This window comes from Methylococcus sp. S1M (assembly GCF_051295855.1).
Classification (GTDB): domain Bacteria; phylum Pseudomonadota; class Gammaproteobacteria; order Methylococcales; family Methylococcaceae; genus Methylococcus; species Methylococcus capsulatus.
Window position 1 is genome coordinate 297,661 of the sequence record NZ_JBPDXO010000001.1, and the last position, 13,860, is coordinate 311,520.

The following is a 13,860-nucleotide window of genomic DNA, read 5'->3' on the forward strand; positions in this document are numbered from 1 at the left end:
CAAGGCCGTGGCTATCCCTCCCCGGGATCCGGCGCGGCGGATTCTTTGATCTGCGCATGCAGCGCCCTTTCGGCGTCGATCTGCGGTTGCACCACGGTCTTGGAATAACCCAGCAGGCTCAGGACTTCGGCTGCGATCACCAGACTCGATTCCAGCATTTCCGGGATGACATAGTCGGCGCCGGCCGCGATCAGTTCGGCATGGTCCGCTTCGTTCTGGGTGCGGACCACGATCGGCAAGGTATAGCCCTGGCGGCGTATCTGGGTGATGATCCGGCGCGCCTCGCTCAGCGACTTGAACGTGAGGATGGCGAGGCGGGCACGTTCCATGTGGCAGCGCCGCAGCAGGTCGATCCGGGCGCAGGAGCCGTAAATCACCGGATCGCCGGCGGCGCGGCCTTCCTTGATCCGGTTGCCGTCGGGGTCCAAGGCGATGAAGGGAATGCCGTTGTTCTTGAGAAACTTGGCGATCATCTGGCCGACCCGTCCGTAGCCCGCGAGGATGATGTGATCGGACAGATGGGGCGGAATCCGACTCATCTCGCGATCCCGGCCCGACACTTTCTGGCCCACCAGACGGCCGACCCACTGGCTGATTTCGAAGTTGTAGCGGATCAGCCAGGGCGCGAGGATCAGGCTGCCGACGACGATGGCCAACGCCAGCGACGCGATCCGTGGGGCGAGCACGCCGAGTTGCGCTCCCAAGGTGATCAGGGCCAGCCCGAATTCGCTGGCCTGGGCAAGTATGATGCCGGTCTTGCTCCCCGTCGTCGCTGATTCGCCCATGAGCCGGGCGGCGAGGGTGATCACCACCGACTTGGCCAGGATCAGCAGGACGATGCCGAGCAGAACGATGCGGCCTTCCTCTACCAGCAGGCCGAAATCGATCTGCATGCCGACGCTGGCGAAAAACACGCCCATCAGGATGTCCTTGAATGGGCGGATGTCCACTTCCACCTGATGGCGGAATTCGCCTTCCCCGAGCATCACCCCGGTGAGGAACGCGCCGAGCGCCATCGACAGACCGAAAGCCTGCGTCAGCCAGGCCGACAGCAGGATGATGACGAGCACCGTCAGGACGAAGATTTCCTCCGAGCGGCTCCGGGCGACCTCGTGAAAGATGCTCGGCAGCAGCCATTTGCCGGCACCTGTCAGTATCACGACCAGAATGCCGCCCTTTTCCGCGACGTGGAGCAGTTGTTCGTGCAGGGCGCGCTCGCCGTTTCCGGCCAGGGCGGGTACCAGGATCAGGCCGAGCAGCGCGGCCAGATCCTGAAAGATCAGCACGCCCACCGCGAGCTGGGCATGATGGCGGTTGATGAGCTTGAGCGAGCGCAGCTCGCGGACGACCAGAGCCGTCGAAGACAGTGCCAGGGAGCCAGCGACCACCAGCGTGGCACCGATGGGCCAGTGCAGAGCGAAGAAAAGCGCCGATGCGAAAACCGACAGAGTGAGCAGCATCTGCAGGGAACCCAGGCCGAATACCGCGCGGCTGAGGTGCAGCAACTGGCGGACCGAGAACTCCAGCCCCAGTTCGAACATCAGGAACACCAGGCCCAGCTCGGACAGGAAATGGATGTTGGCATCGTTGGTCACCATGCCGAAGCCGAACGGCCCCACCAGACCGCCGGCGAACAGATAGGCCAGGATGTCGGGCAGGCGCAGACGCTGAAACAGCAATACGCTGGCGAGGGACGCCAAGAGCAGTACCAGGAGTTCGCTGAAAAATCCGGGGTATAGGTGTTCGGCCATGTTCCGGGCATCGGGTAGGAAAGCGGTCGGGCGTTCTTTCGCGCCCTCGAAGGGAACTGTTGGGCCGCAGGACGTTTTCGTCAAGTCGTTGACACCGAAATTAGACGGCGTTTCCTGGCGCCGGGAAGGGTATGTCCGTGTGCGTCCGGTGGGCGCGCGCGGGGCGTGCTCCCTTGCGGAACGCTGCAAATCTGCTAGTTTTCTCCCGCCGCAAATGCTTCACAGCGCATTGATCAAAAATTCCAAATACAGTCGAGGAATGCAACGACATGGGCCTGTTCTCCTGGTTCTCCGCCAATGAAGAAGTCGACCTGTTCGCCAAAACGCTGGCGCAGGACATCGCCAAACGCTACCCGCCATCCATGGACACCGCCCCGGAGAAGAAGATTTCCGCCAACCGGCTCACCAAAATCCTCGAAGATGCCTATGCGAAGGCCAAACGGTTCAACCAGGAAAAGGCCCTGGGTATGTACAGGAAAGCCAAATTCGGCAACACGTTCCGCTGGGAATTGAAAGAGCTCGGCTACAGCAAGGAATTCATCGAGGTGGCGACCGAAGGACTGATCGTCCATCTCAGTAGAAAATAACTTCCGTAAGTCCGAAAACGCATGCTCGCTCAGGTCCTCAAACGGGCCGCCAGGGTATGGGCGGACCGCGGCAAGCGTGGACGCGAGATTTCTCCCGCCGCTTGGGAAGAAATAGACGCACGGTTGGCATCAGGCGATGCGGAAAATGCCGAAGCCGTTTGGGTTTCCCTCCTTCGGCAAAACCCGGAATCGCCGGTGGCTCTCCATGGCCTCGGACGCTTGCAGGGCATGCGTGGCGAGTTGGCGACCGCTGGCCGGAATCTGGCCAAGGCGGTGCGGCTCAAACCCGATTTCACGGAAGCCTGGATCGACCTCGGCAATGTCCAGCTGACGTCGGATAAGCCGGAGGAGGCCGAGTCGGCCTATCGACGAGCGCTTGCCGTGGACGAGACCAGTGTCTTGGCGTGGTGTAACTTAGGACTCTGCCAGCAAAAGCGCTCCCAACTGACGGAGGCGTCCGAGAGCTTCCGGCGGGCGTTGGACCTGAACCCCCGTTTTGGTCTGGCGCTGCGGCATTGGGTAGGTATCCAGGCGAAGCTCGATTGGCCGGATGGTGCCGCGGAGCTCCTGGAGCATTGGGCCGATACCGCGCCAGACGACGCCGAAGCGCAGGCCGCAGTGGGATTCATGTACCTCAAGCACCGCTTCCGGCCCGATCTGGCCATCGCCCATTTCGACCGGGCGGTAGCGCTGGGAATGAACCATGCGGAACTGCACGGCAATCACGGCATCGCCTTGCAGGACCTGGGCCGCATCGACGAAGCGCTCGCCAGCTATGACAAGGCCCTGCAGCTGGAGCCGGAAAACCGCGCGGTGCGTTTCCACCGGTCACTCGCCAAGCTGCTGGTCCACGATTTCGAGGAAGGGTGGACCGGTTACGAACTCCGCCTGCTCGGCGAGGAGTACCCCAGGCGGAATTTCCGGTTTCCACGCTGGGACGGAACGGACCTGAGCGGAAAAACCATTTTGGTCTACGCCGAACAGGGCCTGGGCGATGAAATCATGTTCGCCTCCTGTCTGCCCGACCTCATCGCCCGGTCCGGCCATTGCGTGATCGAATGCCACGAAAGACTGGCGCCGATGTTCCGACGTTCATTCCCGACCGCCGCCGTGCATGGCGGCAGCCAACATGACGAGCCGGGCCGGCTGTCACATCTGCCGCCGATCGATTGCTGCATCCCGGTCGGCAGCCTGCCTCTGCATTTCCGCCGGCGACTGGAGGATTTTCCGCAACACGCCGGCTATCTGAAGGCGGACGAAGCACGTGTGTCATATTGGCGCCGGTCGCTGGCAGCGCTCGGCCCCGGCTTGAAGATCGGTATCAGCTGGAGGGGCGGGACCCGTCAGACCCGCCAGAGCTATCGTTCCATGCCCTTGGAGACGCTGGCGCCGCTATTCGAAGTTCCCGGTGCGCATTTCGTCAGTCTGCAGTACGGCGAATGCCGGGACGAGATCGCAAGGCTCGGGTCGGTCCACGGATCGATCCTCCACCATTTTCCTGCGGCCATTGCCGATTACGATGAAACGGCCGCGCTGTTGGGGGCGCTCGATCTGGTCATCAGCGTCTGTACGGCGGCGGTGCATCTGGGCGGTGCGCTGGGGCGGCCGGTGTGGGTCATGGCGCCCTTGGGTCCGGAATGGCGGTACGGGACGACGGGTGAAGGCACGATGCCTTGGTACCCCACTTGCCGCGTCTTCAGGCAGACAGCACCTTTTGCCTGGGACGAGGTCGTTCTTCGCGTGAGAAATGAACTGCTCGCCTGTCGCGATGAAAATTAGCTGGATCACCTTCGCCAGTCTCCGTACCGAGAACGGCGCAATCACCTCGGACGTGGCCAGCGCGCGCTATCGCATGCTCTTGCCGGGCAGGTACATCCAAAGCCAGGGACATACGGTGGAGTTTCACGGTGTCGGCCCGGAGGTGAACTGGGATGCCTATCCGCGGGATTCGCTGGATGCCGAGGTCGTCATATTTTCCAAGAGCTTCAACCCGACCAACGAGCAGGCCGCTTCGTTCGCCCGGGCGAACGGCGCGAAGGTCCTGTTCGACGTCAGTGACAATCATTTCATTCATCCCGAATTCGGCACCCACTACCAGACGATGGCGGCGCTGGCAGACCGGGTGATCGTACCGACCGAGGCGATGGGCAAGGCGGTTCTGCAGCACACCGGTCTGATCGCGGCCGTCGTCCCCGATCCGGTCGAAGGGCAGCGAAAGGCGCCTTCCGCCATGAGAGCCATCGGGCGGCGACGCGTGCGCCTGTTTGCGGGCGCTCGAGAAACCGTACGCCTGTTGTGGTTTGGGCATCCGTCCAACATACCGGCTCTGCTGGCGGTGATTCCTTCACTCTCGGCATTGGCGCAGCAATACCCGCTGGAGCTGGACATCGTCACCGCCAGAAACACCGGTTTGGAGGGTTGGTTGTCGACGCATGCGACGGCGGCCAGGAAGGACTTCCGCATCCTGTTCTCCGAGTGGTCGCCCCGGGTTGTGGAAGGCGCCCTGGAACGCTGCGACCTGGTCATCATCCCCGGCGATCCCGCAGGCATGCGGGAATCCGTCAAGAGTCACAACAGACTGACCGAAGCGCTTTGGGCCGGGAAATACGTCGTTGCCCATCCGCTGCCGGCCTACCAGGATTTCATCGACTGGGCCTGGATCAGCGAAGATTTGGTGACGGGCATCAGATGGGCATTGACGCATCCGGACATGGTGCCGAACCAGGTGGCACAGGCCCAGGCATTCATAAAAGATAATCTGACTCCGGAGCACATAGGGGCCCGCTGGCTGGATCTCATCGTCGAAGCCGGCGCCGGCACGGTTCGCGAACGAGTCACGGCTGATGCCGATCCGCTGCGTTTGAATCTCGGCTGTGGGGACAAAATACTTCCCGGCCATCTGAACGTCGACGTCGCCTCCCGCCGGGCCGGGAAGGCGCCGGACATCATCTGCGATCTTCACGCCTTGCCGTTCGATGGCGATTTGGTGGACGAGATTCTTTCCGTTCACGTCATCGAGCATTTTTGGCGATGGGAGGTACAGGGTGTGCTGCGGGAATGGGTCAGGGTTCTGAAACCCGGCGGAAGGATGATTCTGGAGTGTCCGAATTTGATCGCGGCGTGTCGGGAAATTCTCCGGAATCCCGATGCCGCGAAAGGGGACGGGATGGAATGCCAGCGGTCGATGTGGGCGCTTTACGGCGATCCTTCCTGGCGTGATCCGCTGATGGTTCACCGCTGGGGTTATACGCCCGAGAGTCTTGCGGAAATCATGCGTCAAGCCGGGTTGGTCGACGTGCGTCAGGAGCCCGCCCGATTCAAATTGAGAGAACCCCGGGATATGAGGGTTGTTGGCATGAAGCCACACCGCCCTTGATATCAGCCGCCGGACGTCTATAAAGTGATGTTAAGGCATTGAAATATATGATGCTGTATGCTTAGGTCACTATGCAGGGCACGAGGGAGGGTACGGGTGTCGCCCACCGGCTTCTGGATTCCGGCATTCCCCGTCGGAACGGCGGGTTGTCCTCGATTGAACGGCCTCTACCCTCCGACTGATGAGGCGAGGGGAGCAGATACAGGGTATCGGTCTCTTGACTCTTGGCAATGCCGTGCGTCGGGCTGAGTGGAAGCAAAATCATCGGCTTCGGCCCCTTTGGTAAAGAGAAAGACGGAATTCTGAAAAAAGCCCATGCAAAAAATATCCCCCATTCGAATATTCATCGGTTACGATCCGCGCGAAGCGCTGGCTTTCAGTGTGCTGGCCCACAGCATCCACGTTCGGGCGTCCCGGCCGGTCTCCATCACGCCTTTGATGCTGAGCCAGCTCGGCCAGGTCTACCGGCGGGAGCGCAATCCGCTCCAGTCGACGGATTTTTCTTTCAGCCGATTCTTGGTCCCGTATCTGTCGGGATTTTCCGGCTGGTCCGTTTTCCTGGACTGCGACATGCTCGTCCTCGACGACATCGCAAAGCTCTGGGACCTGCGGGATGAGCGCTATGCGGTACAGGTGGTCAAACATGACCACGTTCCAGCCGAAGAAATCAAATTCCTGGACGCGGCACAAATCCGCTACGAGAAGAAGAACTGGTCCAGTGTCATGCTTTTCGACAACGCAAAATGCAAAGCCTTGACGCCGGATTACGTGAATACCGCATCCGGCCTTGAACTACATCAGTTCAAGTGGCTGGATGACGAGGCCTTGATCGGTGAGATACCTCATCGCTGGAATCATCTGGTGGGATACGACACCCCCTCGCCCGAAGTATCACTCGCGCATTACACCATCGGCGGCCCCTATTTCGAGGAGTACCGCGACTGCGAATATTCCGAAGAGTGGCGGGCCGAACTCGCCGGCATGTTACGGGTCGACCAGAGACAGGCCCGCTGACGGCTGGCTCTCGGTCCGGCGCGGGACTCCCCCAATGTTGCTGCGGCTACTCAAAAACCTCTGCTCTCCGGGCAGAGCGGGCGTTTTGCGGGAAACGGAGGCCGACGAAGCCCCGCCGTCCGGAATGGTTCGTCGCAGTTCCGATGATGCGGAATCCGTCGCCTCCGGTGAGGCGGGGATCGATCGGCTTCATCAGCAGATCGAGCAAGCTTTGACGGCGGGCGATCTGGCCCTTGCCGAAAGATGCTGCCGGAAAGCTCTGGAACTGCAGCCTGATGCGGCCCTGACCCGTCTCCATCTCGCCAGGATCAGGCTCGCTCAAAGGCGTCTGGCGGAAGCCTCGGAATGTCTGGAGCGGGCCGAACACTCGCCCGGCCTCGACGCGAAAACCCTCAACCGCATCGGGATCGTCTGGCTGGACCTGGACGACTGCGCACGAGCGGAGACATGTTTCCGTTCGGTCCTGGCCAGGGACGACGCCCATGCCTACGCCTGGTGCAATCTGGGGATCGCCTTGCAGCGCAAAGGCGACCTCGGGGACGCTTTGACATGTTTTCGGCGCGCTTTGGAACTGAAACCGGATTTCGCCGAGGCCATGCATAATTGCGGGCTGCTGCTGAGAGACTTGGGCAGGCCCGCGGAAGCGCTGGAGATACTCGAACGGGCTTTGTCGCTGAAGCCGGGGTTTGCGTTGGCCCAGACCAATATCGGTGTCGTGCTGCAGGACTTCGGCAAGTTCGACGATGCGATCGCAGCCTTCGATCAGGCACTGGAGATGGAGCCGCAGTGCGGCGACATCCATCTGACCAAAGCCCACCTGCTGCTTTCGGTCGGGCGTTTCCGTGAAGGCTGGGAGGAACAGGAATACAGGCGTCTGGCTCCGGAGTTTCCACGCGATCGTTTCCCGTTCCCCGAATGGAAAGGGGAGGACCTTGCCGGAAAAAACCTGCTGGTCTGCGCCGAACAGGGAATCGGCGATGAAATCATGTTGGCCGGCTGCTTTCCGGATCTGTTTGCAAGAGGCGGCCGCTGCGTGATCGAATGCGATCCCCGACTCGAAACTCTGTATCGGCGTTCTTTTCCACAGGCCGAATTTGCCGGTAAAAGGTTCAAAAATCCGGACACCTGGCTGGAAGCATTCCACCCCATCGACCTGCAAATACCCCTGGGCAGCCTTCCCCGGTTTTTCCGCAACGAAGTTTGCGAGTTTCCCTTCCATTCCGGCTATCTGACGGCCGATCCACGGCGTGTCGGACGCTGGAAAGAACGACTCGCCGCACTGGGGCCGGGGTTGAAAATCGGCTTGTCATGGCGAGGCGGGACCAGCAGAACCAATGCGTATTTACGGTCGATACCCCTGGAAATCTGGTTGCCGATATTACGGCTGAGGGAGGCGCATTTCGTAAGCCTACAGTATACCGATTGCCGGTCCGAACTGGATTCGCTCCACTCACGCTATGGCATTCGGATTCATTCCTGGCGCCAGATAGGAAGCGATTTCGAGGAGACGGCCGCTTTGGTCGCCAGCCTGGATCTGGTCGTCAGCGTCTGTACGGCGGTCGTCCATCTGGCCGGCGCCCTGGGAGTACCGGTGTGGGTTCTGGTACCGAGTTCGCCGGGCTGGCGGTACGGGCGCGAGGGATCACGCATGCCCTGGTACCCGGCAGCCCGCTTGTTCCGGCAGGTGAAGCCACTTTATTGGGAACCGGTCATGGCCGAAGTAGGTAATGAACTCGCATGTATGACGACCGTATCATCACCCCGTGAATTTATCTGACATAGGGTGGCTCGACGATGGTATCCGTATTGGACGAGGTTCAGAGTGAGGCGGAAATATGTTTTCAGCACGGGATGGCGGAACTGGCCGCAAACGATATTGATTCCGCGCTGAGATGGCTTGAACGAGCCATAGACCACGATCCTGAATACTCCTCCGCGTATGCCGCGTTGGGTGACATCTATCAACGCACAAATGATCCGGTCGAGGCGGATTACTGTTTACGGATGGCCTTACGCTGCTCCCCGGATTCCTCTGAAATTCTGCATAAGCTGGCCAGAAATTGCGTCACTCTCGGAAATAGGTCAGAAGCCCTCGCTCTCCTCAGGGAAGCCAAGGATCGTCATTCCGGATCGGTGGACTTTTTGGCCCAGCTTGCATTGATCTATGACGATTTGGATGAAACCGATCTGGCGATTTGCACCTGGGAGGAAGTGATTGCGCTGAATCCTCTGGATGCTTCGGCGCATAACAATTTGGGGCTGCAGTGGCATTATGGAAAAGGCGATGTCGACAAAGCATTGGACTGCTTCATGCGGGCACTGCAATTGAATCCCTGTCTGACCGAGGCGCGCTTCAATCTTTATCAGGCCAAGGCGGATGCGGGCAAGGTCGATGAAGCCCTCGCGGGTTTCGAATCCATGCTGGCAGAACCGTTTCGTGAAGAAGTCAGGTTTCACCGTTCCATCGTGCTCCTGAAGAACCGGCGCTTCGGCGAGGGATGGCGGGAGTATCACCTCCGCTGGCGTTACCGTGGCACGCAGAGCCGCTCTTTCCCGTTTCCGAACTGGGACGGCCAGCCGTGTACCGGAAAAACCTTACTGGTTTACGGCGAGCAAGGGTTGGGGGATGAAATCATGTTTGCATCCTGCCTCAGGGATTTGCAGGAGAAAACCGGGGCGAAAATAGTTCTGGAATGTAACGTCCGTTTGGAAAGCCTGTTTCGGCGTTCGTTTCCGGAAGTAACGGTCATCGGCGGGTCGAAAGCACAAACCGGTGTCGATGGTCTCGCCAATGGGGCGACCATCGATTTCCAGACGGCGATAGGGGATCTTCCCGGTATGTTTCGCGCCGAGGAGGCCGCTTTTCCCAATCATCGGGGTTATCTCGTGGCCGATCCGAAGCGCGTGACATTTTGGAAAGAACGACTCGCCGCACTGGGGCCGGGGTTGAAAATCGGCATCTCCTGGCGCGGGGGCCAGGGAAAAACCCGGCGGGAGGCACGTTCGATTCCCCTCCAGGAGTGGCATCCGATCCTGGCGGCCGAGGGTAGGCATTTCGTGAGCCTGCAATACACCGACTGTCGTCAGGAATTGCAGGCTTTGGAGGAACGGCACGGAATCGTTATCCATCATTGGCAGGAAGCCATCGACGACTATGATGAAACCGCTGCTTTGGTCATGGCGCTGGACAAAATCATCACGGTGTGCACGTCGATCGTTCATTTGACCGGAGCCTTGGGACGTCCAGCCTGGGTACTGGTTCCCCGGGTGCCGGAATGGCGGTATCTCGCCTCGGGAGAGACCATGCCGTGGTACCCCTCGGTGCGGCTGTTCCGTCAGCCCCGCGCGGGCGACTGGGCACCCGTGCTGCGTGATATCGCATGGAAACTGGGTACCGTCGCCCGTCGAGTGGATCATGACCTCGGATGAACGCTCCGCCCTTCCGGCAACGCGAAGTCTCTGCTATGTTTATGCAAGTGGTGCAAGCCACTAATCCCGCAGGTGGTGATTAAAACAAGGAGATGATATGAAAGCGCTACAGAAAGGTTTTACACTGATCGAGCTGATGATCGTCGTGGCGATCATCGGTGTCCTGGCAGCGGTCGCTCTGCCTGCCTATCAGGACTATACGGTCCGGGCGAAAGTGTCGGAATTGATTCTTGCCGGCAGCAAATTCAGGACGGATATCACCGAAAAGTGCCAGCTGGCTGGTACATGTACCGGCTCAGGAACGAGCATGACGGTTGCGATTGGGGGCAAGATAGCAACAGGCAGCGACGTTGGCGACAACGGAACGATCGTGATACAGGGAAGTACTGCCACTGACAGCGTGGGCGCAGCCGTGAGTATCACCTTGACCCCCAGTTGGAATAGTACGCTGGGATCGGCGGTCTGGTCGTGCACCGGCGCTCCGGCTAGATATGTTCCTGGTTCATGTCGCTGATATTTGGCGACGGCTTGGATAAGCGTCCATCGGGGCGCTTATCCCTTTCCGCGCGGAACTTTGTTTTTTCTCGGTACACCAGTGACTCCAAAAGAAGCGATATGCTTTCTCCAGTTCCCGTGTAAACCGGCAATGGTCGATCAATGGGGATTGGAGAAAACGGGACCGGAGTTCCGATCTCAATTGCTCGATTTCTGACGAATCACGGCTGAGTTCGAGCGCAATGGATACATAGTCGGTTTTATTGCTGGCGATAAGGTGCGGCAATCCTAGATTCATCAACATACTGAGCGTCTGACGACCTGCCAGTCGTTGCTGTTCCAATGTGATCACCGGCACCCCCATCCACAATGCGTCGAAACTGGTGAAACCGCCGCAAAAGGGGAAGGGATCGAGTGCAATGTCGATTTCGTGATAGGTCTGTGCGAACTTTTCCAGAGAAGTTGCGGGCCGAAGTTCCAGCCGCGCCGGGTCTAAGCCTCGTTCGACACAAAGAGCGCGAAACCTCTCGAGATTGAGCCTGTCGCACAGCGCGACCGTCTGAATGAGCAAGCGGCTGGTCGGCGACGCCGCCAGAATTTGTGCCCAGAGGTCGAGTACCTCGGTGTTGATCTTTGCCAAATTGTTCAGACAACCGAAGGTGATGTAACCGTTCCGCTTCGCAGGTAGTTGCCCCACCTCCGGCATGTCGGGATAAGGATGGTAATAAAGACGAGTATGCGGCATACGGTACAGCCTTTCGGAGAAATACTGTTTTTGATCAGGAGGGGATGAATACGGATCGGTGATGAACCAATCCATCGTGGCCAGCCCCGTGGTATCGAAATAGCCGAGCCAGCTCACCTGGACTGGCGCTGGTTTACGGGCAAAAACCAAGGGCTGGGTATGGGAGGTATGCCCTGACAAGTCCACGAGAATATCGACACGGTCCTCACGGATGAGCGCAGCCACTTCATCGTCGGAAGCGCCATGAACATGGCGCCAGTGATCCGCAAGTGCAGCAATCCTGCGGCTCATGTCGTCTTGCTTTTCCCCGATGTGATAACAAAAGACCGAGAACCGCTCGCGGTTCCGGTGCTCGAGTACAGGCAGGAAATTGTGGCCGACGACGTGCTGTCTGAGGTCCGGCGATAGATATCCTATCTTGAGGGGACGCTCCGGATCGCGCTCGTTCGGAAATTCCGGCTCGACCGGATAATGGGATAAGGCCAGTTGTTTTTCCCAGTTTCGCACTTCAGCTTCGTGCCTCGCAGCCGTCAAATTGGGTTCATAATTCAGGCCGGCGAGCAATGCCGAAAATGCATGGTATTTGTCTGGTGCCGACTTCACGCACAACCGATAGTGTGTTCGGGCTTCCTCTACGCGCCCGAGCTGAACCAAACAGCGAGCGAGATTATTGCGGATTCCGATGTGTTCGGGATTTGCTTCCAGCAACGCCTGGTGTTGCCGGATGGCCTCACTGAGCCGATTCCGGTGCTCCAGCGCCCGGGCCAGAATGACCCCCGCCGCATAGCGTTCATAGCCGTCCCTGAGTTTCGACTCGAGTACCGAGATTCCCCGATCCACCATCGCCGACTCTTTGAGCATGATCCCCGCGCCTACGAGGGCAGAAGCGAAAGCGACGTCGGCCTCATGATCGGGATCAATTTCCAGCAGCCGTTCGAACGCGGCCACGGCTTCGGGATGACGTTTCGCTTCTACCAGCGCCAGCCCGAGGTTCATCCATGCCTCAATACGCTCCGGATCAAGCCGCGTGGCATCCTGCAGAGCCTGAATGCCGAGATCGATGGCACCGTCTGCAAGGTATGCGTTGCCCAGGTTAAAATAATAAAGGCTCTCATTGGGCGCGTATTCGAGTGCCTTGGAAATCAAGGCGACAGCCCGCGAGTTCTGTCCTTTTCGAAGAGCGACAACTCCGGCAAGATGCAATATATTTGCGTCGTTGGGCTTGCGCTCAAGCAGGGCCAGAACGGCTTGTTCCGCCTTATCTATCTGTCCTTTCTCTATTAATTCCTCGGCATGGCAAATACCTTTGGTTCCATGGATGGTCGTAGATGCAAATTCCTGCAAGAGGCGCCAAAATATCATATCCGCCTCGATGGCCTAATGCGGCGCTGCATCGGTGTTTGAATGTACATGATTCTCGGCGGCAGTTTTCAGGAATCGCAGGTCTTCATTGTCTGGATATAAACGAACATACCTGGAGCAAAGCCTCAGTACAGACGACCACTCACCCAGAGACGCATGGAACCTTACAAGTTTGACAAGCTGTTCAGTGCGTTCCGTATCGGTCAAACGGCACCAAGGGGCGTCGAGATGTCCCAGAATGATATTGTTACTCGCCTGAAGCTTCAGATGATCAGGCGTATATCGCTCTATCATTCTCCATTTGGATTCAAGTTGACGTTTATCATTTCGAGAGTTTTGAGCAGCATGAACCCTGTATTCAAAGACAGGTTCATCGCAGAAGGCATGGTGCTTATCCGGGAGTGCAGACAAATAACGAAAAATCTTTACATTGAGGCTCCAGTCTTCGGCCAGCATCGTTTCGTCATAGCCGCCCACAGCTTCAAAAAGGCTGCGTCTGATCATGGAGGTATGGACGAAAATACAATTCTTATGTGTTATAAGATATAGGTAAACATCTTTGGCATCCTTTTGCAGAAGCTCAATCGCATGTGGCGTATGACACACGCCTTTTCTCGTGTTCGTGGAGTCGTCCAAACCATGTCCATTGCAATATAAAATATATATGTCGCTATTATTTTTCAATATATCAACTTGCCTCTCTATTCTGCCAGGCAAAAACAGGTCATCTGAAGAAAAAGGGATGAATAGATCTCCGCTCGCCATCGAGGCCGCTCGGTTCAGGGTGAATGCAGGGCCGCGATTCACCTCGTTTTTATACACCCTCATAGGTATGGGCGAAATTTTCCTAAGCCCCTCTAAAATGGCAAAGGTGTCGTCGCCTGACGCGTCGTCGACGGCGACTATCTCGAAATTTTGGTAGTTCTGGTCCCAGATGCTTCTCACGGTTTCTTCCACATACAGCTCATGATTGTAAGCTGGTATAAGGACGCTTACCTTGCATTGGCTGGTCCCGAAATATTTTGATTTTTCATTGAAAATATTCTTTATTATTTTGACCAAAAGCATATGGTTATCAACCAGGCTATCAAATAGCGGTCA

Annotated in this window: 10 protein-coding genes; 7 read left to right on the forward strand and 3 right to left on the reverse strand. The window is 58.2% G+C overall.

Annotated features, from left to right (window positions below):
* Positions 1–11: 11 nt before the first annotated feature.
* A complete protein-coding gene (locus ACSHWJ_RS01305; protein ID WP_218800088.1) occupies positions 12–1,751 on the reverse strand; it encodes a cation:proton antiporter in 1,740 nt (579 codons plus the stop codon).
* Positions 1,752–2,020: 269 nt separating this feature from the next.
* Between ACSHWJ_RS01305 and ACSHWJ_RS01310 the strand changes: the two genes are divergently transcribed.
* From ACSHWJ_RS01310 to ACSHWJ_RS01340, 7 genes are all read left to right on the forward strand, one after another.
* Complete coding sequence (locus ACSHWJ_RS01310; RefSeq protein ID WP_041361053.1) at positions 2,021–2,338, forward strand: hypothetical protein; 318 nt, start codon at positions 2,021–2,023, stop codon at positions 2,336–2,338.
* A gap of 195 nt (positions 2,339–2,533) precedes the next feature.
* Positions 2,534–4,117, forward strand: a complete 1,584-nt coding sequence (locus ACSHWJ_RS01315; protein ID WP_432539185.1) for a tetratricopeptide repeat protein — start codon at positions 2,534–2,536, stop codon at positions 4,115–4,117.
* The gene (locus ACSHWJ_RS01320) at positions 4,107–5,714 is read left to right on the forward strand and encodes a methyltransferase domain-containing protein (protein ID WP_218800085.1); all 1,608 of its coding nucleotides are present in this window, start codon (positions 4,107–4,109) and stop codon (positions 5,712–5,714) included. The genes ACSHWJ_RS01315 and ACSHWJ_RS01320 overlap by 11 nt, the downstream gene beginning before the upstream one ends.
* A gap of 315 nt (positions 5,715–6,029) precedes the next feature.
* On the forward strand, positions 6,030–6,728 hold the full coding sequence (locus ACSHWJ_RS01325) for a glycosyltransferase (protein ID WP_432539186.1): 699 nt from the start codon (positions 6,030–6,032) through the stop codon (positions 6,726–6,728).
* A 124-nt stretch (positions 6,729–6,852) separates the two neighbouring features.
* Entirely contained in the window at positions 6,853–8,505 is a 1,653-nt protein-coding gene (locus tag ACSHWJ_RS01330) for a tetratricopeptide repeat protein (RefSeq protein ID WP_432539187.1), read from the forward strand.
* A gap of 17 nt (positions 8,506–8,522) precedes the next feature.
* A complete protein-coding gene (locus ACSHWJ_RS01335; RefSeq protein ID WP_435920132.1) occupies positions 8,523–10,157 on the forward strand; it encodes a tetratricopeptide repeat protein in 1,635 nt (544 codons plus the stop codon).
* Positions 10,158–10,254: 97 nt separating this feature from the next.
* Positions 10,255–10,671, forward strand: a complete 417-nt coding sequence (locus ACSHWJ_RS01340; protein ID WP_010960785.1) for a pilin — start codon at positions 10,255–10,257, stop codon at positions 10,669–10,671.
* On the opposite strand, the gene ACSHWJ_RS01345 is transcribed toward ACSHWJ_RS01340, so the two are convergent.
* Positions 10,660–12,759 carry an O-linked N-acetylglucosamine transferase family protein gene (locus ACSHWJ_RS01345; RefSeq protein ID WP_218797737.1) on the reverse strand — a complete coding sequence of 700 codons (2,100 nt, stop codon included), beginning with the start codon at positions 12,757–12,759 and terminating at the stop codon, positions 10,660–10,662. The two genes, ACSHWJ_RS01340 and ACSHWJ_RS01345, sit on opposite strands and share 12 nt — an antisense overlap.
* Positions 12,760–12,774: 15 nt before the next feature.
* On the reverse strand, positions 12,775–13,827 hold the full coding sequence (locus ACSHWJ_RS01350; RefSeq protein WP_218797736.1) for a glycosyltransferase family 2 protein: 1,053 nt from the start codon (positions 13,825–13,827) through the stop codon (positions 12,775–12,777).
* Between the last annotated feature and the right edge of the window lie 33 nt (positions 13,828–13,860).